At 66.4% G+C, this 20,281-nt stretch carries 18 protein-coding genes and 1 riboswitch; of the genes, 7 read left to right on the top strand and 11 right to left on the bottom strand.

Features of this window, described 5'->3' with window-relative positions:
* Positions 1-3: 3 nt before the first annotated feature.
* The 3 genes from MYF83_RS36160 (at position 4) to MYF83_RS36150 (ending at position 5,646) form a co-directional block, all read left to right on the top strand.
* Positions 4-2,007 (top strand): N-6 DNA methylase, encoded by a 2,004-nt coding sequence (locus MYF83_RS36160; RefSeq protein WP_248965306.1) that lies wholly within the window; start codon positions 4-6, stop codon positions 2,005-2,007.
* Between the two features lie 34 nt (positions 2,008-2,041).
* On the top strand, positions 2,042-2,836 hold the full coding sequence (locus tag MYF83_RS36155) for a hypothetical protein (protein ID WP_248965305.1): 795 nt from the start codon (positions 2,042-2,044) through the stop codon (positions 2,834-2,836).
* A 284-nt stretch (positions 2,837-3,120) separates the two neighbouring features.
* On the top strand, positions 3,121-5,646 hold the full coding sequence (locus MYF83_RS36150) for a GmrSD restriction endonuclease domain-containing protein (RefSeq protein WP_248965304.1): 2,526 nt from the start codon (positions 3,121-3,123) through the stop codon (positions 5,644-5,646).
* Between the two features lie 84 nt (positions 5,647-5,730).
* On the opposite strand, the gene MYF83_RS36145 is transcribed toward MYF83_RS36150, so the two are convergent.
* The 3 genes from MYF83_RS36145 to MYF83_RS36135 form a co-directional block, all read right to left on the bottom strand.
* Positions 5,731-6,666 carry an HNH endonuclease gene (locus tag MYF83_RS36145; RefSeq protein ID WP_248965303.1) on the bottom strand — a complete coding sequence of 312 codons (936 nt, stop codon included), beginning with the start codon at positions 6,664-6,666 and terminating at the stop codon, positions 5,731-5,733.
* Positions 6,667-6,712: 46 nt separating this feature from the next.
* Complete coding sequence (locus tag MYF83_RS36140; protein ID WP_248965302.1) at positions 6,713-7,078, bottom strand: hypothetical protein; 366 nt, start codon at positions 7,076-7,078, stop codon at positions 6,713-6,715.
* 173 nt (positions 7,079-7,251) lie between these two features.
* Entirely contained in the window at positions 7,252-8,793 is a 1,542-nt protein-coding gene (locus MYF83_RS36135) for a helix-turn-helix domain-containing protein (RefSeq protein WP_248965301.1), read from the bottom strand.
* 54 nt (positions 8,794-8,847) lie between these two features.
* On the opposite strand from MYF83_RS36135, the gene MYF83_RS36130 reads away from it, so the two are divergent.
* Together MYF83_RS36130 and MYF83_RS36125 are read left to right on the top strand one after the other, a co-directional pair.
* Complete coding sequence (locus MYF83_RS36130; RefSeq protein WP_248965300.1) at positions 8,848-9,309, top strand: hypothetical protein; 462 nt, start codon at positions 8,848-8,850, stop codon at positions 9,307-9,309.
* On the top strand, positions 9,306-9,779 hold the full coding sequence (locus MYF83_RS36125; RefSeq protein WP_248965299.1) for a hypothetical protein: 474 nt from the start codon (positions 9,306-9,308) through the stop codon (positions 9,777-9,779). Before MYF83_RS36130 ends, MYF83_RS36125 begins: the two co-directional genes overlap by 4 nt.
* Before the next feature lie 418 nt (positions 9,780-10,197).
* Here the strand turns inward: MYF83_RS36125 and MYF83_RS36120 are convergent, their stop codons facing one another.
* The 7 genes from MYF83_RS36120 to MYF83_RS36090 all read right to left on the bottom strand — a co-directional run bounded on the left by MYF83_RS36120 (position 10,198) and on the right by MYF83_RS36090 (position 15,904).
* Positions 10,198-10,662 (bottom strand): hypothetical protein, encoded by a 465-nt coding sequence (locus MYF83_RS36120; protein ID WP_248965298.1) that lies wholly within the window; start codon positions 10,660-10,662, stop codon positions 10,198-10,200.
* A 189-nt stretch (positions 10,663-10,851) separates the two neighbouring features.
* Entirely contained in the window at positions 10,852-12,177 is a 1,326-nt protein-coding gene (locus MYF83_RS36115) for a S8 family serine peptidase (RefSeq protein WP_279340536.1), read from the bottom strand.
* On the bottom strand, positions 12,171-12,857 hold the full coding sequence (locus MYF83_RS36110) for a hypothetical protein (RefSeq protein ID WP_248965297.1): 687 nt from the start codon (positions 12,855-12,857) through the stop codon (positions 12,171-12,173). Before MYF83_RS36110 ends, MYF83_RS36115 begins: the two co-directional genes overlap by 7 nt.
* A gap of 214 nt (positions 12,858-13,071) precedes the next feature.
* On the bottom strand, positions 13,072-13,275 hold the full coding sequence (locus MYF83_RS36105; protein ID WP_248965296.1) for a hypothetical protein: 204 nt from the start codon (positions 13,273-13,275) through the stop codon (positions 13,072-13,074).
* The gene (locus tag MYF83_RS36100) at positions 13,272-14,231 is read right to left on the bottom strand and encodes a DUF3293 domain-containing protein (protein WP_248965295.1); all 960 of its coding nucleotides are present in this window, start codon (positions 14,229-14,231) and stop codon (positions 13,272-13,274) included. Before MYF83_RS36100 ends, MYF83_RS36105 begins: the two co-directional genes overlap by 4 nt.
* Before the next feature lie 47 nt (positions 14,232-14,278).
* Positions 14,279-14,387, bottom strand: a riboswitch (SAM riboswitch).
* Positions 14,388-14,468: 81 nt separating this feature from the next.
* On the bottom strand, positions 14,469-15,767 hold the full coding sequence (locus MYF83_RS36095) for a glycosyltransferase family 2 protein (protein WP_248965294.1): 1,299 nt from the start codon (positions 15,765-15,767) through the stop codon (positions 14,469-14,471).
* A complete protein-coding gene (locus MYF83_RS36090) occupies positions 15,764-15,904 on the bottom strand; it encodes a hypothetical protein (protein WP_248965293.1) in 141 nt (46 codons plus the stop codon). Before MYF83_RS36090 ends, MYF83_RS36095 begins: the two co-directional genes overlap by 4 nt.
* Positions 15,905-16,156: 252 nt before the next feature.
* Between MYF83_RS36090 and MYF83_RS36085 the strand changes: the two genes are divergently transcribed.
* Positions 16,157-16,882 (top strand): hypothetical protein, encoded by a 726-nt coding sequence (locus tag MYF83_RS36085; RefSeq protein WP_248965292.1) that lies wholly within the window; start codon positions 16,157-16,159, stop codon positions 16,880-16,882.
* A 52-nt stretch (positions 16,883-16,934) separates the two neighbouring features.
* On the opposite strand, the gene MYF83_RS36080 is transcribed toward MYF83_RS36085, so the two are convergent.
* Positions 16,935-17,855, bottom strand: coding sequence for a hypothetical protein (locus tag MYF83_RS36080; protein ID WP_248965291.1), 921 nt, complete (start codon positions 17,853-17,855; stop codon positions 16,935-16,937).
* A 214-nt stretch (positions 17,856-18,069) separates the two neighbouring features.
* Between MYF83_RS36080 and MYF83_RS36075 the strand changes: the two genes are divergently transcribed.
* Positions 18,070-20,007, top strand: coding sequence for a glycoside hydrolase family 5 protein (locus MYF83_RS36075; protein ID WP_248965290.1), 1,938 nt, complete (start codon positions 18,070-18,072; stop codon positions 20,005-20,007).
* Positions 20,008-20,281: the final 274 nt, after the last annotated feature.

Here is a 20,281-nt window from a genome sequence, read left to right as displayed (position 1 = left end):
ACCATGCACCACAGCCCCACGGTTACGGCGGCCGACATCGCACGGGTCGCAGGTGTCGGGCGCGCCGCCGTCAGCAACTGGCGCCGCAGGTTCGACGACTTCCCTTCGCCCGTCGGCGGGACGTCCAGCAGCCCGCTGTTCTCCCTGGAAGACGTGGGGGAGTGGCTACGTCGCCAGGGCAAGCTCGCCGAGGTGCCACTCGACGAGCGCGTCTGGCAGCAGGTTCGGGCGGGTGTCGAGGACCTTCAACTCGCAGAGGTCGTCGGACACCTGGGAGCGTTCCTCCTCTTCCTCGACAGATCACCGGCGAAATGGAAGCAGGTGGCCCGTCGGGGGGACGTGGAGATCTCCTCCCAGGAGTTCACTGCCGAGTACCTTCCGGGCACGTCGTCGGTGACGATCGAGCTTTCCCTGCTGCGTGCGGTCGCCGAACTGGCGGAGCGGCGAGGCGCGCAGGCGACCTTCGATTTTCTCCACGCCCGCTATCTCGAAGCCCACTCCCGGCGGGTCGCCGTCCTGCCGCCCGAGGTGGCCGGCCTCATGGCGGACCTGGCCGCGGCCGAGGGCGGCACGATCCTCGATCCCGCGTGCGGAGTGGGGAACCTGCTGCTGGCCACGGCCGCCGCGGGTGCGACGAGGCTCCTCGGCCAGGACCGGGACGAGGCCGCGGCGCGGATCGCCGCCGTACGGCTCCTGCTGCACGGGCATGAGGCGTCCCTCCGAGCCGGAGACTCCTTGCGTGAAGACCGATTCGGCTCTTCGTTCGCCTCTGCGTTCGGTTCCCTCCAGGCTGACGCCGTCGTCTGCGGCCCGCCCTTCGGCGAGCGCAGCTGGGGATATGAGGAACTGGCCGGTGACGTCCGCTGGGAGTACGGCGTGCCGCCACGCGGAGAGCCTGAGCTGCCATGGGTGCAGCACGGGCTGTTCCATGTCCGGCCGGGCGGACACGTCGTCGTGCTGATGCCGGCGGCCGCCGCGGACCGCCGCTCCGGCCGCCGGATCCGGGCGCGACTGCTGCGCACCGGTGCCCTGCGTGCCGTCATAGCACTCCCCGCGGGCGCGGCGCCGAACGCTCTTGGAGCGCCCCACCTGTGGATCCTGCGTAGACCGCAAGCCGGGGACCCGGTCCCGTCACGGATTCTGATGATGGATGTCACAGAGCTGCCTTGGACGCAGCTCCGCGAGACGGTCCTGGAACGATGGCGCGACTTCCACTCCTCTGCCGAGGTGGACGGCATCGTCCCTCTTATCGATCTCCTCGATGAGGACCTGGATCTGACCCCCGGGCGGCACGCCGGCAGGCGGTCGGGCGGTAGTAGCGGACCAGGGTTCATGACGTCCCTCGACGCTGTCGGTTCCTCTGCCAACGCACTCCAACGCGCCCTGGAGGACCTACGCACGTTCAGGACCTTTGATCGGGACGGCCTGCCTACATTGAGGGCCGGTGGTGGTGGGGAACTGTCCAGGACCACGATCGCGGAGCAGGCTCGGGCCGGGGCCCTCGGCGTTCACCAGGCGCCTAGATCCGAACCGGTGTCAGGGAACATCCCCATGCTGACAGTGGAGGATGTGATCGCCGGCAGGGCGCCGACCGGACGTGTCTCCACCGCCCCGGACATGGTGGTCGTCGAGCCCGGTGACGTGGTCTTCCCCCTGGGTGGCCGGGCCTTCGCCGCACGCGTGGTGCATGAGGGCGGTGCCGTACTCGGCCCTGGACTCCTTCTCCTACGCGTGGATCCGGAACGCGTCGATCCGGTGTGCTTGGCAGGGTTCCTGAGAATCGCGGGTGATCAGGCGAGCGACCGCGGCCACACGGCAACCTCGCGATCCGAGATCCGCCGGGTGGAGATCCCTCGGCTCCCGCTGGAGGAGCAGCGCCGGCTCGGCGAGGCATTCCAGCGCTTGCAAGCAGTCGAAGAGACCGTCAACCAGGTCACGAACCAGGCATCCGCCCTGGTCAAAGCAGGGCTGGCCGCGCTCGGCAACGGGACTCTCGGGGCGCCCTGATGAACCTCCTGTGTGAAGACGCTGGGAGGGATCCATGGCGGGTTTGAACTGGGACAGGTCAAAGCGGCAAGTCATGATGGCGACGGCCGCCACAGAGCAGCGGTTGGAGGAGGCCACGCTCCAGGACGCGGCGGTCTTCGGCCACTCCGGTTTCGGGGGCGACCCCCTTGCCCGTGACGACTATCGCGATTTCCGTGAGTCGCTCAAGGAACAGCTCTACGGCGCGGCGTCGACGGAGACGCGTGCCAGCGGCCCTGACCAAGTGAAGCCACCGGCGAACCGCCAGCCCACCGGTCGTACGCAGCCTGCGCCTCCCGCGAAGCGCGTCCCTTCCGCACGCGTCACCTCACCACGTCCCGCGGCGCCGTCCAAAGGCCCGGATGCCCGCTTGACCCGGTTGGTGGAGGAGATCAATAAGGCGAGACAGCAAAACAACACAGCGCGCGTGTTTGGCCTGTGCAGCACAGGATTCGGTCTCCTCGGTCAGGCCAAGGTGGAACGTGCCGACCAAGTCCGCCCGATTCTGAAGGAGCACCTCGCCTGGGCCAAGGAGAAGATGAACGCCGAGAACGGTAATGAGCCCGCTCCCCGCCCTGGCCCTCCGTCTGCGAGGTCGAGGTCTGCGAACGGTAAGACCGTCCAGGTCAAGGCCCAGATACCGAAAAGGCGGCAGCCGAAGACTGCAACGGTGGCCCCGGAAATCATCACCACTCCCGAACCGGTACCCCGGAAAATCGTGAAGATTCCCGGACCCGTGCCCCCGCGGACGGCCACTCCGGATGATCTCAAACGACTGGCGAACTGGTTCAACCAGCGCCGCTCCCTCTGACGGCCATTCTGCGGGCTATTGGGGGAACCATCTTTGGCGGCACGAGCGGACGCCTTGCGCGGCTCTTGGCCGGCAGCGGATTCAGCACTACTGCTTGAGACGTGATCACCCCGAGGACGCCTGGCACCAGAACTGCGGCGTCTTTCCGGAATGCGAAGTATGTGTACTTGGTGGCTGGAGTGAGGGATTCAGAGTTCCCTTTTCGGGTGTTCCATTTACTCAGACCAATGGAACGTGCGAAGATCGTTGGTCTTGCTTGGGTTCTGCATTTCCAAGGGGTCGGTGTGAAGGCCAACGAGACGACGCTGCGCGGACTCATCGGTGGCGAGCAGCAGTTGCTCGTGCCGCTGTACCAGCGGCCGTACTCCTGGGAGCGCGAGCAGCTCGCCACCCTGTGGAGGGACATCGAGATCCAGGCCGATCGGATCGAGCAGGGCAAGGACAACAGCCATTTCCTCGGCTCGGTGGTCCTGGCTCCCGGTCCCAACAACTCGCCGGGTAATTACGAGTGGTTGGTGGTCGATGGTCAGCAACGTCTGACCACCCTGATGGTGGCCCTGTGTGCTTTGCGCGATCACCAGGCTGCTGAGGACCCGCTGCACCGGGAGCGGATCAATGAGACGCACCTCATCAACAGGTTCCGCCCCGGCGATGCGCGATACCGCCTGCTGCCGACCCAGGTGGACCGGCAGGCGTTCAAAGATTGCGTGGAAGGTCAGCCGTTCGGCGCCACCGGCAGCCTGATCGCAAGCGCTTACCAGTTCTTCCGTACCAAGCTCGTCGAGGTCGACGATCCGGCCGATCCGCATGACATCGCCCGTATCGAGAGCGTCGTGCTGAACCGGCTGAACGTCGTCCAGATCGTCGTGGAGGGCGACGACAACGCCTTCCGGATCTTCGAGTCGATCAACAACACGGGCACGCGGCTCAGTCAGGTCGACCTGATCCGCAACTACGTCTTCATGCACCTGCCCACCAAGGGTCAGTTCGTCTACGACACCTACTGGCTGCCGATGCAGAAGAAGCTCGGTCCCAAGGGGATGGACCAGCTGATGTACCTGGCTCTGGTCCTCGACCGGGGTGACGAGGCCCAGTACAACGACACCTACCGCGGTCACCAGGAACTGCTCCGGTCCGTGACCATGGACAAGAGGCACGTCGAGGATCACGTCGAGGAGTACGTCAAGAACCTCGCCCGCCGCGCCCGGTACCTGCAGCGGATCTTGGAACCGAACGGCGGATCGGAGATCGATGCGCGGCTGCGTTTCCTGAACGAGTGGAAGGGCAACACCGCCTATCCCGTCATCATGCGCTTGCTCGAACTCCACGACGGCGGCGAGGTGTCTGAAGACAAGGTGGTGGAGGCGCAGAGTTACATCGAGAGCTTCCTGGTCCGCCGTCTCATCGGGGGAGTCACGACCGGTAACCTCAACAAGATCTTCATGCGGCTGACCTCCGAGCTGACCGGTGAAGAGCCGGTGGCCAATGTCGTGCGTGCGAGTCTTTCGCCGGCTCGGCTGTTCTGGTCCTCGGACGAGCAGTTCCGTTCCGATGTCCGCAACCGGGCGTTCTACTGGCAAGGGCGTACCGCACAGCAGAAACTCGTGCTTCGGAGGCTGGAGAAGTCGTACGGCGGCAAGGAGTCGGTCGAGCTCTCGGACAAGAAGATCACCATCGAGCACGTGCTTCCACAGTCGCCGACGGCTGAATGGCGAGAGCAGCTCGCCACCGAAGGGGATGCCGAGCGGATCCACAAGGAGCTCGTGCACACCCTCGGCAACCTGACGCTCAGCGGCTATAACTCCGAGCTGAGCAACATGTCCTTCGCGAAGAAGCGTGACTTCCTGGCCCACACCAGTCTCGTCATGAACCAGGAGATCGCCAAGCACGAGCGCTGGGGCAAGGCGGAGATCCACTCCCGCGCCGACGAACTCGCCTCGCGGGCTATCGAGATCTGGCCGAGTCCGCTGGACGTCGGTCCGGTCGGCCCATCCCGTGATTGGACGCTGCTCCACTCCGCGCTCGCGGCACTGCCTGCGGGCACGTGGACCACTTACGGCGATCTGGCGGAGCTGATCGGGTCACACGCCGTCCCCGTCGGTGTCCATCTGTCCACGTCGCAGGTGCTTAACGCCCACCGGGTGCTCACTGCGACAGGGCAGGTCTCGCCGGGATTTCACTGGGTGGATGAGAACGATGATCGCGACATTCATGAGGTTCTCCGTGCAGAGGGCATCAAGTTGGATGACGCCGATCGGGCGGATCCCAGCCAGCGGATCTCGGCGCGAGAGCTGGCCGAGCTGCTGGAGCTGCCTGGGGCGGTGGACCTGGGTGAGGCGGAGCTCGCCGGAGACGACGGTTACGTCCAACTCGGCGAACACGAGCAGCGCTTCTTCCAGCAGTTGGGTGAGACGAAAGGTCCGCAGGCGGCCGGGGCAGTATCCCGTTTGTTGGAATGGTGGCGCGGCCGTGGCGGTGAGGTGCAGTTCGGCCGGGCGGCAGGGGCATCCTGCGCCCCTATCATCAAGCTCGGCAAGGACATCCTGCCCATCGTCCGCTTCTACGCCAAGACGGTAGAGGTGCCCTTCGCCACGCTGAAGAAGCGAGTCCCGTTCAACGACCTCATCCTCCGCGACGAGCTGCGCCGAAGGCTAAACGAGGCGCCGGGTGTGGAGCTGCCCGCGGCCAAGTTGGACCTGTACCCCTCGTTCGACATTGACCTGTTGGCGAACGACGCCGTTTGGGATGTAGTGGTTTCGGCGCTTGACTGGTCGGCAAGCCACGTCAAGGGAGCGCAGGACCCAAATTGAAAGGGCCGTGGCTTCTCGCCTCTCGTGCGTGTCGTTGTAATGGCATCTTGGCAAGAAGCTCGGCGACAGAACGGGCCGTCTGGGTTAGGGCGACAGGAATATCTCGTCCAAGTGCCACTCGAGGCCTTCGCGGTTGGGGCGGTCGGTGCGGTGCTCGGGTACGGCTATGGGTTGTCCGGCTCGCCGGTAGAACTCCTCGCCGTTTCCGAACTCGTCGCGCAGCCGTGGGCTGACCCGCAGTCGGTAGTCGGGGTCCACCGCCAGGTATCCGCGGTCGAAAAGTGTGTGCACGTCCGAGCGCAGCAAGAGGCCGTTGTCGAGGCGGTGCTGGCCGCCCGCTGAGAGGGGACGGATGTGGGCGGCCTGCAGGACTGGGCGGATCTTCTCTCCCGTGATCGCGCATCGCCGGTTGTAGGCGCGCAGGACCACGGCCTGGAAGGACTGCTGGCCGAGACGGCGGGGAGCCAGACGGGGATCGCCGTATACCGGGCCGTCACGGTGCCACGGTTCGGTGAGGTCGATCTCCATGCGCGCTCCTAGCAGGCGCGAGAGCAGATCCTGGAAGTAGCCGGCCTGCGGATGAACCGCCAGATCGTACCCCTTGCCCTGCACGATGTTCGGGGCGAAGTCCGGGGGAGGTCCGGCGGGATCGTTGAGCGGGAAGAAGCGTGTGTCGCGGATGAAGACGCATCCGATGATCGGGTCCTCACCGGGGGCGATCGGCTGGCTTCGGTATTTGCCTATCCGCCGGCGCATCTCTTCCACGTCAGCCGCACCGTTGGCCTGGCCGAAGAACTCCCAGGCCTCGGACACGCGGAGCTGGGCGAAGCCGCTGTAGAACCCGCCACCGATCACGCGGTTGTGCGGGTGGTGACTTTTGAAGAAGAACGGCTCACCGGGGCTGAGAACCCGGAACTCGCGCGCTCCGGACGGCCGCCAGAAGTTCACTTCGGTCAACGCCGGGCGATCAGCAAGGAACCGGTACCACTCACCATCGGTCACCCCGACGTATGCCTTCATACAGGGAATTGTCTATCTCGTTGATCGTCCCCGCCACTCGATCGCCCTAAAAGACCAATCCGCTGGCCGCGCCGGAGTCGGCTTCTTGCGGCACCGCATGCGTCGATGGGCCGCTCCGGACAGATTCTGCCGTGACCGAATCCGGGTGGCATTCGTATCCCGCCGCGACACCGCGGAGGTACGCGGCGGCGGCTTCTGCGCTGAAGTCGTCGAGTTCCCGGAGGGCATCGGTGATCGACTCTGCCGCTTCCTGGTAATCAGTTGTCGGCACAGACCTCAGGATCCACGACCGCGGCATGTCACGTCCGATCAGCTCGGCCAGCCGTCGTAGCCCCACCGGACCTATTCGCTCGACGGCGTCGGTCGCGGCCGCCTCGAAGCGGCTCATGATCTGCGAAACGTCTGTCATCACGGAATCTCCCTGTCAGAGCGCAAGACCGGGAATGTCGATCGGTAGAGCCCTGCGGAACTAGTCAAAGTGCGCTGGCTTCCATTCGAGGTAACCCGTCGTCCTACGGAGTGGCCCAAGCGCCGCCCATGCTGGTCGGTAATCTTGTGCCCTCCGTCCCCAGAGGCTCGCCTGCGTCAGTTGGGGACCGAGGCCCTGATGGTCGCGCGGTAGTCGCCGAGCGCGGGGAGGGTGGCGCGTTTCTCGATCGGGACGGTGTCGAGCACCATACGGGCGGTGTGCAGGATCATGTGCGTGCGGTAGGCCGGTTCCACGTCGGAGATCACCTGTGTGGCGAGCCGAAGACCCTCGTCATGACCGCCGTTCTTGCTGATGTTGATGGCTTGGTGAAGGCGAACATTGATGGCGTTCTGGTACGTCAGGCAGTCGACGAGAAGCCTGTCTCCGGCCTCTCGTGCGGTTTCGAGCCCAGCGCTATGGGCGAGAACCCACGAGGTGGTGAACCATACGGCTGAAGCTCCTCCCCAGCCATAGTTCGTGCCTACTGGAGTCTGACCGGCCAGTACATGGAGATGGTGGAGTCGTTCTCGCGCCTCCTGATGCTTCCCGATCAACGCCAATGCTTGTGCCTCAGCGCACATGGCCTTCATCAGACCGCCGGTAACCCGCCCTCCGGCTAGCGATTGAGCATTCCGGGCGAGGGTCAGCACAGCTTCGATGGAACGAGAAGAATAGAGCCCAAAGACTGCCTCGGTGCCACGCACCCATACCTGCATGTCAGCGTCGCAAGAGATGTCGGCCGCGTGGCGGGCCGTGGTCCACCATCGACGTGCTGCTCCGTACTCGCCGAGCCGCGTGAGCACATTGGCATGCAGCGCGGACAACCATGCAGTTACTCTCTGCAGTTGAGCTACCTGGGCCGGGATTCGTTGCGTAAGCAGTTGCTGTACGGCAGCCAGGTCAACGACAAGATCATCACGGACTGTGGCAGGAGGACGAGTGACGACGGCATTCAGGTGGTCGGCGCAGGCGAGTTCCCAGTCCTCCGTGGTGAAGCTATCGGCCGTGTTGAGGGCGCGTTCGAGCATCTGCCGTATGGGCTCGCCGTTGCTGAAAAGCGGCGTCTGGGCGAGCAGGCCGAGCCCGGCCAACTGGAATAGCTCTCGACGTTCCACATCGTCTCCCTGGGGGAGTGCGCTGCTGCCGTTTTCACGGTAACCGGCAATAGTCCGGTTTGTCGCTGAGGCGAGCTCGTCGATAGTGCAATGCCCGAGCCGTTGCACCACCGGCCACAGTGTTCTCAACTGACCGTCCGCGTGAAGGGCGTCGTCGATGGTCTGGACGCGTAGGCCGGACTCCGGGAGGCTTTCGCCCCGTTCGATCGAGCCAAGCATGGAGGGGGAGTAGCCCGTCCTCGCGGACAGTTGGGCGACGGTCAGGGGTTCGCCGACCCGCAGCTCGTACGAATCGCGGAGATCGCGGATGAGCGCGCCGAAATAGTGCGCCATCGACTTGTACCGATCGGTGCTCTTGCGTGGTGCGGGCATGCCGAAATCACCTCCGGGGGTCGCCGGAATCGCCAGCCGATCACCGAAGTGGATCAGCTCTTGCTCCGGGCGCTGACTGGACGCCAGCCTCAAGGTAACCCTAAATGATGGCTTGATTACAGAGCGCCAGTTCTGAAAGTCGGCCCCGATCCGATCAGGAGTGCGATCCATGCCGCACCGCGAACCCCCCGTCAGCGGATGGCACCGACACCAGGAGATCTCCCGATGACGGCCCCGGACATGCGCGGCCTCGGGCCCGGAACGCCCGGCCGCCTGCCCCGCATGCGCCGTGCGCCCGCCGGACGACACCGCCATGGCCGGCTGGTCAGCATGCCGGACCGCCGGGAATGGGATATCGCCCAGAAGGCCCGTGCTGCCCAACTCGACCTGCTCGAACCGGGATGGCTGGTCCTGTACGGCCCGTACTACCGCCGCTTCTATGCCATCGCCCGCATGAACGCGGTCACCGAGCCGCTGGTCGAGGCGTCCGGTCCCGAGGAACTGCGCAGCCTGATGCGCCTGGCCGAGGCGGCCCCCGCCGACATGAGCCGCGAGACAGGCTTGGGGAGGCCCCGCACCGAGGTGAGACCCCCACATACCGGCGGCTTCGCCAAGGTGGCATCGATATATGCCGGCCGGTTCGCCCAGGCCGTACCGTCGCAGTCCGGCGGGAGGTGGCAGGCGTGACCGGAGTGCTGATGTTCGGGATGCCCGAGGACCGGGCTGAGAGCCACCGCCGCGCCCTCGGTTACCTGCGCAAGGGGCTGGAGTGCTATGACCTGCGCTGCCGCCCTGTCGAGCGTCTCCATCTCCCAATGCGCGGGTGGTACTACGAGCCGATCCTGCTGCCGCCGGAGATGGACGTGTACGGCGGCGGGCGCCTGATCGCGACCGTCACCGTGGTCGACGTGCCAGGTGGCGGCGGCGCCTGGTTCCTGGTCAAGGAACCAGGCGGCCTGCCCGTCGAGGCGCATAGCGTAGACAACTTCGACTCGGCCGCTCGTGATATCGCCGCCCGTCGCGAACGGACGGAACTCGAGCATGCCGAGCATTCACCCCCTAGTGAGCCTGGCTTCGCGCGCCTGGAGGACGCGGACTCAAACCGGCCGGCGCCGGAGAGACGGGAGTATGCCTCCTCGGACGACCCCGGACAGTGAGGTCGAGGTCCGGGGGGCAGGTAGCGGAAACCGCCGCCCGCAGCAATGCCGGGGATCGGCATGTGCGGGCGGCACACCGTCAGCGTTTCCGGTCGGTCTGTTTTGGATGCCCCGTGCCGGCCCGTGTGATCCACAGGGTGCGGTGTTCGTCGTCAATGGCGTACCAGATCCGACCGCCTGAGGTCGCTTCGTACTGCCACTGCTCCAGCGAATCGCCGCCTACCTTTACCGCGCCAAGGCCCCCCTCAGGGGATGCTGGCGGCTGTCACGTGGCGCGGATCACTGGTGATCGCCACCTATGCTCGGTCGAGGTTCTCCAGCGCCTGGGTGAGGAGCTGGTTCCAGCCCTCGGCTGCTCTGCGGTCGGCGAATCGTACGATCCAGGGCTTAGGGCGGGGAACATCCTGTCCCCGGCCGGTCATGCCGACTCGCCGAGAGGCCGTGGAACCTCCGCGCCATCGCCGGGGAACGGCCCTTGGAGATCCCGTGCGAGTTGGGGGTCGCTCCATGCGACAGCGGTGGATCGCCAGGAGGTCAACGCCCGGCTGAAGGGCACCAACTCGCCCGTATCCGCCCCGGCCATCAAGTGTCCAAGCAACTCGCGCACGCAGGCGTGCCGCTCGCTCTCCGGTAGCCATGTCGTCCACGGCAACTCCTCGGCCAGCACCTCCTCGGCGAGATCACTGTTACGCCGGGCGAGGATCGCAAGCGCGCGAGCCGCGATGCGCAACGTGGCGGCGCCGGCTTCGAAACGCTCAGCGCGCATCAAGACGAGGTTCTCATCGTCCCTCCGCTCCAGCACGACGTCAGCATCGTCCAGCGAGGGCAGCACCTGAGAAGGTCCACGCAAGAACGCGCTGTATGGAAAGCTCTTCGTCGCCATGACTATCATGCTATCTGAACTACTTCAGATAGCTGCTCGGCGCCACAGGATCAGCACGCTGGCGCTCCAACCGCCGTGCGTCATGTTGTGGGTCGAGTGGTACGACGAGCAGAACCTCGTCCGGACGAACGCGGCTCTGGCGGGGGTCCTCTTAAAGGGTGCTCCCGGTGCGCTTGCCGCAGTGCACCGTCAGCCGGGAGGTCCGTCCTGGCCACCGTTCCTCGGATGCGGAGGGGAGTCCGGCCAGACCGGTTGGGGAGGTCGCACCGCGGCACTGGCGGTTGATTGCGGCGGGCCGTACGGATGCTCCGGCGATGGAATCGGCGCAGTGGCGGGCGCACGTCGTTTCCCGCGCCGACGAACCATCGCCACTGCCGCGGTGACGAGAGAGATCAGGAACAGGAGGAGCCCGGCGCCCGCGATGAGGCCGTAGCGGGTCAGCTTGGCCTCATCCCACTTCACCGCCTTGACGGGGGTGGCCGGGAGGCCGCCGCCGAAGTGAGCGTCCTTACCGACTCTGCCCTTTCCCGCGGTCGCCGCGCCGGCCGGCTTGTTCAGACGTTTGGCCTCCTTGAGCGCTCCGATCGGGCTGACCAGGCCGTTCCCCAAGGTGGTGCTGTAACCGCCCTTGGGACGGTGCCTGGTGGAGAGAGCAAGGGCCTGCGCCACCCGGCCAGGAGACATGTTCGGATACTGCTCCTTGATGAGCGCTGCGGTGCCAACCACCCACGCGGCGGCGACGTCGGGCCCGATGATGTACCAACCTGCCCGATTGCCGTCGCCTGTGGCGTTGACCCTCGTCCCCGGCGCTGCCACGGTCACGGTGGAGTTGCGTCCGGATAGCTTGCTGAGCCATCTACCCCGGTTGTCCGTGGCGCCGACGGCGATGACACCCGGAATCGCCGCGGGGTAGGCGAGCGCCTCCAGCGGGGCCGCCTGGCCGTTGGCATTCTCCAGACGAGAAGCCGCGCTCACCATGACGACCTTTTTGTTCACGGCGTAGTTGACCGCTTGCACCAGTCTGGTGTTGGACCCGTCGCCTCGCGCGTCTCCGATGAAGATGACCTTGGCGCCGTGATCGGCGGCGTATCGGATGCCCTGGGCGAGCTTGCCCAGCGAATCTGTCCGGGTGAACTTCTTGTAAGCCGATGCCGACGAGGGCCGGACGCGAACAGAGAGGATCTTCGCGGAGGGAGCGATGCCCTTGATGGGCGTTCCTTGAGGCGAGCCTTTCCCCGTGATCATCGAGGCGAGCAAAGTGCCCGCGCGCTGATCGGACTCCGTCCTCCTGACCAGGTCGGGAGCCACCCGGAGCCGGCCCGCCAGTTCACGGAGCCCCGGATCCACACCGTCCGCGAGCATGGCGATCGTGACGCCTCGGCCCTTGGCGACCTTGTGTGCGGCCTGGAGATCACGTGCCAGCTCTCCCAGAACGTCCTCGGCCGCAGCCGGGCTCGCAAGAGCGGAAACGAGAGCCGAAGCCGCTACCACCCAGGTAAGCGCTTGCCTCAGCATGTGACCACTCCCCGCACGGTGCAGGGATCGATGCGTTGGTCCAGCAGGCTGCTCACCTGGACGGCGATGCGGCTGCTGAACAGGAAGATCGCTGGGCGGTCTGACTTGACCTGCCGTCGCCCGTCCGCGTAGCCGCCGGCGACGAAGATCAGATAGTTGCCGGTGTCCGTCGAAGTGAAATACTGCCGTGCCGCGTCACGGAATCGAGCGGATCCGGTACCGGGGAAGGCAACCGCGCGTACTCCTCGGCGAGGAGTCGGACTCCAGATGAGCACCGACGCCTTCGACGCGGCTCCCCCGTTGGCCAGCACAGCCACGCCTACCGTGCTCACGAGGGTCTCGGTCGCGTCCAGATAGGTGGCGCGTAGTACCGTCTTACAACCGTATGACGCGACGATCTTGTCGATCGTCGCGTCCAGGGCCTTCGCGCATGGTGCCTCCGCGGCGATTCCCACGCGCAGGGCCAGGTCCTTCTTCCCACCCGAGCCGTAGTCGACCGTTGCGGGGAAGATGTCACCCGCTGCTCGAGTGCGCCATCGGAGCGCGATCTCCTGGAGCGACGCGGCGTCCTTCTCGGGCCGCGTCGGCGGGCGGTCGAGCTCGCGCTTCACCTCCAGCCCCCCGTACGCTCCCGCGGCCAGGCCCAGGAGCGCGACCAGGCCTATGCCGGACCACAGCAACCATGATCTCGTCTTCCGAGGCGGGCGTTCTAATCGCGTTCCAGGGGCGATTTCATGCATGAAGGACGACACTATCGATCAGCTATCGGCAGCACCAGCCAGTCAATGCCCGGAACGCCCTGGGGCGTTCGTTGTAGTCCGCCGGCAAGTCACCCCTAGCGCGACTGGGCCTTTGGCATCGCCGGTGGCTCGGCAGAACGCGAAAAACGGAGCCTCAGATCCCGGCGCCGGTGAGCTCAGAGGTCTTCAGCGCCACCAAGATGAGCAGGAGCAGGAGTATCCCTCCGGTTGCCGCAAGGTGCTGCCTGCGCGGCAGATGGGCGAGGCCCAGCGCGACCGCTCCGCCTGCCAGCAGGCCACCGATGATCTCCGCCGCGCTGCGGAGCGGTTCGCCGGTCAGTCCGGGCGCAACTCTCACACCTTTCGTGGTCGCCGGGAGGTCTTGCGGCGGCGGCCGATGCCGTACCGGCTGGGCACGGTCTGGCGGTCGTACAGGGTGCCGGAGTCGACGGGCTTGCCCATCGGCCCCTCGGCGGGGCTGCCATGGCAGATGTCGCAACCAAGGGCGGCGAGCAGGCAGGTGCGCCGGTCGTTCCAATCCCTGGCGTACTGCATGGACCTGCTCGTCCACGGACCGCCTGGGTTGCGGCAGACCTCGCTGCGCGGCTGGCCGGTCATCGGGCAGGGGCGCTGCTGCAGCCGGGTGACCGTGACCGGCTCGCCGGTGGTGAGGGGTTCGCGGGTGGTGGTGCTCAGGACGACCATCAGGCCCGACGCCCAGCGGAGCACGGCCGGCTGGTTGAACTCCCGAGCCAGGGCCAGCACCTGGTCCTCGTCGGCTCCGACGACCACGACTGATTGCTCGGCCCAGGCGAAGTCGGCGTGGTGACAGGCGGCCTTGTCGGCGACCTGCCAGCCGCGGTCCCGCACTCGTGCCAGAAGGGTCGCATGCGCGGCCCGGTTCCGGTCGAGCTTTCCTGGCCGGCTACCTGGGGTCCACGCGGTCAGCACATGTGCCACGGTGGCCAAGGGGTGGCCGACGATGTCGGAGCCCGGGATGAGGTCGGCCGGTCGGCGGACCTCGTAGTCCTGGCCAGCCAGGGTGAGGCGGAGCACGCCGTGCGACCAGGCGGCGACCAGGTCCGGCTGATCGACCGGGCGCTTGGCAACTTCGGCCTCGGCCCGCTCACGCTCCGGGGTCCCAGGGCGGTGGACGTGCCAGCGCACCTCGCAGTGAAGGCAGCGGGCGTAGTAGACGCCGGGCGCGGCTTCGGTGATGGGCTCCTCGGGACCCAGCCCGTGAACATTGAAGAAGATGTCGCAGCCGGGGCAGTGCTTGTGGCGCAGGGCGTAGGCGTCGTTCGGGGCGGGCATGACGGTTTCCTCCGGAGTCTTGGACCCCGGTGGTGTCACACCCCGGTGATCCGCGGTTCCCCACACACCTTGTGCGAGGCGGGTCGTCACCCGGGGCACCCGCAGCGGGCGGGATGCCGTCCAGCAAGCCGGGGCTGAACGCTGGAACTCGTGACCTGGCGAGCAGTCGGCAGTCTGCCGGACAAGGCACCAGATGCGGAGCCGCACCCCCTCAGGTGCACGGCCTTTCGACGCGTTTCACGCGACCATGGACAGGGCCGCTTCGTCCACGGCGGGGCCGCGGGTGACCCAGCCGGTGCGGCGTGCCGTGACCGCCGCGTGCCACATGGCCGGGCGGATCAGCCCGTACTGGAGCAGGAGCAGGAACGGGGTGCCGATCAGCCAGGTCGCGAAGCGGGCGGGCGCACTGACATTTGGCCGCCGGAAGGCGTAGCGCGAGCCGATGATGTAGGTCAGGCCGAGCCAGTACAGCGCGCCCTCCCACGGGAAGGGCTTGCCCAGGGCCGGGGCGACGACGAGCAAGTAGAGCAGTGCGATCGGGTTGAGCGCGCTCATCGCCATCGCGTAGATCCGCCAGGCGGTCGGAAGCGGCCGCAGGTTGGTGATCTCCCACAGGGCGTAGATCCAGTAGGACCGGTACCAGCGGGTGCGCTGGCGGTAGGCGGTGCGGATCGTCTCGGGCATGTCGGTGAACACCCACGCCTCGTCGACCGCCACTGTCTGGCCGCGCTGCAGGGCGTAGTGGGTGAGCCTCCGGTCGTCCCCGACGGTGCCGCTGTTGAGGTAGTCGTCGAGGTTGTCCAGGACCAAGTCGGCCCGGTACAGGGACAGGGCTCCCGAGCACGGGGCCACCACGCCCATCCGGGACCGGGCGGCGCGCTGGGTCAGGCAGGCGGACACCATCTCCAGGTCCAGCAGCCGGGTCAGGATGTTCTTGGTCCGGTTGCGCAGCATGGGCAGCCCGGTGGCGGCTTGGACCTTGGGGTCGGACATGGCTCGAAGCAGGTGCCGGATCGCGCGCCGGTCGACCACGCTGTCGGAGTCGACGGTGAGGATGAAGTCGGCTCTGCCCCGTCCGTGGTCGCGAGCCCACTTCAACTCGCGGAGCACGAACGCCTGAGCCTCGCGCTTGCCTCCATTGTCGCGGCGGTGCCAGTACACGAATGGGTGGGCGAACCGGGTGGCCGGGGTGCTGGACCCGTCGTCGACCACGTGGATCTCATCGGGTGGCCGGGCCGAGTTGAGCAGTGCGGCGATGGTGGAGTTCAGAGCCTCAGTGTTCTCGTTGTACGACGGGACGATCGCTACGATGCGGCCCTTGGCCGGGGGCAGGTGGGTGAACCGGCGCGGATAGACGGTCGACCCGAGGATGGCGATGAGCACCCCGGTGGTGAGCAGATAAACGCCAGCCGACTGCCACTGCCCGGGATCGCTGATGAAGGAGCGGAAGATGACGATCCAGGCGACCGCTGCGCCGAAGACGAAGAGACCGGCCGTCGCGATTCTGAACTTCTCGTTGTCTTTGCGGCGCTTCAACGCGACCGCCTGTGACGCGACACCCAGCGGTAGATGAGCAGCGCCACCACGACCAACACCGCGACGGCCGTGAGGATCAGCCCAAGGTAGGCGGAGCCGCTCGTGGCTGGAACCGCAATGGTCAGGGGGTGGGGCATGGCACGTTCCTTCCAGCCGGCTGAGCGGCCGCGATCAAGTAGTAGGTGGCGGGGGTGGCTGTTGGAACGACGCAGAAGCTGCGGGACAGTCGCGACGTTCCAGGCTTGAGGCCGCCCGCGTCCGGGAGGTCACGGATCCGGGATCTGCCCTGGTCGGGGCAGGGTTCCTTGGGTTGAGGGAGAGACGAACTCCACAAACAGCGACGCTGTGAATCATAGTCACATGTATTACTCTAGTGCCAACGGGTTTTGATGGACACCGAGGCTCTGGTCGCTCCGAGGGGTTGGGATGTGCGCAACGAGGCTCGGCGCCTTTTCGGCACCGTCGTCTCCTCAGACCGTGAGGGGGACTTCGAAAGCCGGCTGGGCCGACGGCTGAAACCGGCGTTCTATCGCGACTCCGACGGCGGCCTCCACCTGCGTGGCTTCACTGGCTCCGAGCAGCCCTGGAACAGGATTCTCGGCACGACGCTGCGGGCTTCCCTGGTGGGGACGTACTGGGATCCGGCCTGGGCTGAGAACATCGCGGAGCCGGTCGACGAGGAGGACGACGATGATCCGCCATGGCGCCTGGCCGAAGTGGAGATCGCAGGCATCGACGGCACGTACGCCGGCGAAATCGGCCGGGGGTCTTGCCACCCGACAGGCGAGGAATATCCGGTCGTGCGCTTCACCGCTGAGGTGGCCTCTGCCATCGCCGCCGCGTTCGAGGTCAGGAGCGAAGAGCAGTTGGACAACATCGATTCAGAAGACGCGATGTCCGACTTGTGGAACAGCGAAACGTACTGCTCCTTCCGCCCCCGCGCCCATTTCGGTCCCGACAAGTTCCACGTGGTGACCGGTGACGGCGAGTGGGACTCGATCTACCCGGACGAGGACGGGATGTACCAGATCGACTTCGACGGATTCAGCTGGGCCGAGGTGAAGCAGCCTCCCGGCTCTTCTCTGCGTATGCGAGGCACGCGCACACGGTCGTGATGTCCCTGGTCCGGTTCCACGGTGCTCATCGGGCAAGTGTTCAGGAGTGGTCTCAGGTGATGGGTGCTCGATAGTAGGAGAGCCGTACTTCGACTCCCGAAGCATGACCTCCTTCGCTGAGGGCTTCCCCTGAACTGGCTGTAGTCCACACCCACGGCCGCACATTGGTGACGGCATCGTCACCGTTGGCGGCCCTATGGACGAGTTCCTCCCGGAGCGCAGAGCGGAAGTCTTCCGCCTCGCTCTTGCTGGTGAACTCGTACGGCAGGGCACGTTGCTTGCGGTCGGCCTGCACAAGTTCGGCGATCCGCATCGCTTCCGACAGCGCATCGGCATCGCTTGGTGCTTCGACGGATGGAGGGGGCGTCATCGGTACATCCGTCTTCCAGGGCTTGCCTGCCATGAGCTCGACCTGGATCCATTCAACGAACTGGGACGCGTGCAGTCCGCCGTCGCCGTCGAGGCTGCCCCATGCGGTGTGAATCGCCTGGGCCACGTGTTCCCAGGTGGTCGTGCTGTAATTCGTCCGTTCCGGAAGATCTGATGGGGGACGCGGAACACGGTCACGGGTGATGTAGAGGAAATCGACCCGGATGTCTGGATAGTGATGAAGGCCAAGCTGGATGTACTCGTCTACCTGGCGTTCCCGGACGCTGCCCGCCTCAGTCTTGAGTTCGACTATCAGAAGCCGATCAGGCCAGTGAAAAGCGAGGTCAGGCCAGCGGTTCTCCTGGCCTGGCTGTAAGGCGTTCAGCTTGAACTCCCAGTAGACCCCTGGGTCGCCGTCGATGTCGTCGGCCGCCGGATCGAGCAGGCTCAGCAAATGCCGGCCACGTGGACTCAGCTTGTAGGGAGTGTTGAATCGTCGAGGACGATGGCCGAGCAAAAGGCTGGTCAACATGACGTCGGCAAACCATTCGCGGCCTGCTCGGGCAAGCTTGACGCGCTCGACCGCCGGATCGGGAATGGCCATGGTCACCTCTCAGCGCCGGACCGTGGTTGTCAACTTCACCATGAACCCACAGGGCAATCAAGGCGGCGGGTTCCCTGTCGGCTTGTTCGGACTTCGGCAGAGCCGGCGGTGGTCGACAAGGCGTTCTCCGTCGGTGTCTGTTCATCGTCGCCGCCTTGGTGGATCATGACGCCACATCCCCATGCGCGCGGGTACGAGCTGAAGCAGGTGAACGGTGAGCAGGTCCATCGTCATGTCATCACTGGCCGTCACGACGCTCGTCGCCCTTGTGTGGGCACCGGGGCCGGCGGTAGCACGGACCGCGGCTCAGCCGGCCGGGGTGCGCGCCGTCGGCGTGGCCCCGGTATCCGCTGAGCCGGTGGCCGCCTGGACTCCGCCGCTCAGCACCCGGGGTCGCTACGTCGTCGACGCGAACGGCAACCGCTTCAAGTTGAAGTCGGGGAGCTGGCACGGTGCCAGTGGCACGTGGACGGGATCGGGTGACGTCAACGACGCGGCGAACCACCACGCCGGCGAGAAGTCCGACCAGATGCCCCTGGGCCTGGATCGAGCGCCCATGTCGGAGATCGTCGCCGGCTTCAGGGAACTGGGGCTGAACAGCGTCCGCCTGCCGTTCTCGAACGAGATGATCCACGACCAGCGCCCGGTGCCGGAGGCGGCTGTCGCGGCGAATCCCGAGCTGAAGGGTAAGACTCCGCTGCAGGTCTACGACGCGGCGGTGAAGGCGCTCACCGGGGCGGGACTGGCGGTGATTCTCAACAATCACACGAACACCTCCCGCTGGTGTTGCGGGGTGGACGGCAACGAGCGCTGGAACGCGAGCCAGACGGTGGACCAGTGGGAGAGCGACTGGCTGTTCATGGTGCGCCGTTACAAGGACGACCAGCGGGTCGTGGGCGCGGACCTGTACAACGAGGTGCGCCGCTCCGTCCTGGACGACCCCAACTGGGGCCTGGGCGACAGCCATGACTGGTACAGCGCCTCCCAGCGGATGGGCGACCGCATCCTGCGGGAGGCCGATCCCGACTTGCTGGTCATCATCGAGGGCATCAACTGGACGGGCATTCCGGTCGACGGGTTCGCGCACGAGCGTCCCACCCTGGAGCCGGTTCAGCGGCTCTCGCACACGCTGGTGAAGTCCAACAAGCTGGTGTACTCCGCCCACTTCTACGGTTACACGGGCCCGAGGCACAGCGGGGCGACGGGTCTGGGCGAGACCTCCGACCCGCGCTACCAGGACCTCAGCCGGGACAAGCTGTACGACGTGCTCCGCCGGCAGGCCTTCTACGTGGCCTCGGAACCAGACATGCATTTCACCGCGCCTGTGTGGATCAGCGAGTTCGGCGTCGGAGGCCGCGACGAGACCGGGGAGAAGCCGCTCGCCTGGTTCACCAACTTCGTGGACTACCTCATCGCCACCGACGCCGACTTCGCCTACTGGCCACTCGTCGGCTGGCACGAGAACCGCAAAGGCAACGGCTGGGCCCTCCTGCACTGGGACGCCGCGGGCAGGCGGATGGGCCTGTTCGACGGCGACGACTGGCGGGCCGGGGCCTGGACCAGGCTGATCAACGCCACCGGCCTGACCGGGCAGGTCGCGCCGGTCAGCGACTGGTCCATGCTCACGCTCGACTACACCGACTTCAACCAGTCTCTACGGATGCGCGCACAACCGGACTGGGATTCCGGAGCCCGCAAGGCGTCGTGCCCGGACGGCCAGCGGCTCGCGGGCCTGAGCCACACCGGCAACCGGGGCCTGTGTACGGACGCCTCCGCCGGCGACCCGTGGGCGTCTTCCGGCGGCTACGAGGTCGTGCGCGACGAAAGGCACGTGCTGCAGGGCGACTGGGCATCGGGCTACACCAAACTCCAGTGCCCGCCGGCTCACTTCCTGATCGGCTACAGCGTCCGCGGCGCGGCCGTTTCCAGCGCTCTGTGCGCCCGGACCTCGGCCCAGCTCGGCACGGCGGGGCGCACAGTGTGGTTCGACCGAGGCGACAACCGCCCTTCTGCCGCCAATGGGGGAGACTTCGCCTACGGGAACTACAAGGGGCAGTGCGCGAACGACGAGTACGCGGCTGGCATCGCCTACACCGGTCGCCTCGGATCCAGGAGAACACCGGACGCGCTGCTGTGCCGCAAGCTCGCCTGACGACCAAGGATCGAAAACGGTCGCCGGGTTGCTCGCCGTACGGGGGCGCCGGTATCGCCGTATCCCACTTCGCCGACGCGGCGCCCAGTACACGGCACATCACTGGGCGGTAGGGGCAGGCACTCGGCGAACGCCGGCGGTCACCGTAGCCCGCCGGTTGCCAGGGCGAGCACGCGGCATCCGGCGGCACAGATCGGTGTCCCCGGCTGTCGCCTCGTAGTTGAGTCGGTGGGTTCGTCGGGGTGGGTGAGGGCGACCGCTCACTCCCGGCGCA

This window comes from Sphaerisporangium perillae, assembly GCF_023276435.1.
GTDB lineage: Bacteria > Actinomycetota > Actinomycetes > Streptosporangiales > Streptosporangiaceae > Sphaerisporangium > Sphaerisporangium perillae.
The sequence above is the reverse complement of the archived record's forward strand: the minus strand, read 5'-3'. Positions and strand labels throughout refer to the sequence as shown.

Coding starts and splice junctions, on each gene's coding strand:
- MYF83_RS36160 (WP_248965306.1), top strand. CDS start 4: ATGCACCACAGCCCCACGGTTACGGCGGCCGACATCGCACGGGTCGCA.
- MYF83_RS36155 (WP_248965305.1), top strand. CDS start 2,042: ATGGCGGGTTTGAACTGGGACAGGTCAAAGCGGCAAGTCATGATGGCG.
- MYF83_RS36145 (WP_248965303.1), bottom strand. CDS start 6,666: ATGAAGGCATACGTCGGGGTGACCGATGGTGAGTGGTACCGGTTCCTT.
- MYF83_RS36135 (WP_248965301.1), bottom strand. CDS start 8,793: ATGGATCGCACTCCTGATCGGATCGGGGCCGACTTTCAGAACTGGCGC.
- MYF83_RS36130 (WP_248965300.1), top strand. CDS start 8,848: ATGACGGCCCCGGACATGCGCGGCCTCGGGCCCGGAACGCCCGGCCGC.
- MYF83_RS36120 (WP_248965298.1), bottom strand. CDS start 10,662: ATGGCGACGAAGAGCTTTCCATACAGCGCGTTCTTGCGTGGACCTTCT.
- MYF83_RS36115 (WP_279340536.1), bottom strand. CDS start 12,177: ATGCTGAGGCAAGCGCTTACCTGGGTGGTAGCGGCTTCGGCTCTCGTT.
- MYF83_RS36100 (WP_248965295.1), bottom strand. CDS start 14,231: ATGCCCGCCCCGAACGACGCCTACGCCCTGCGCCACAAGCACTGCCCC.
- MYF83_RS36090 (WP_248965293.1), bottom strand. CDS start 15,904: ATGCCCCACCCCCTGACCATTGCGGTTCCAGCCACGAGCGGCTCCGCC.
- MYF83_RS36085 (WP_248965292.1), top strand. CDS start 16,157: ATGGACACCGAGGCTCTGGTCGCTCCGAGGGGTTGGGATGTGCGCAAC.
- MYF83_RS36080 (WP_248965291.1), bottom strand. CDS start 17,855: ATGGCCATTCCCGATCCGGCGGTCGAGCGCGTCAAGCTTGCCCGAGCA.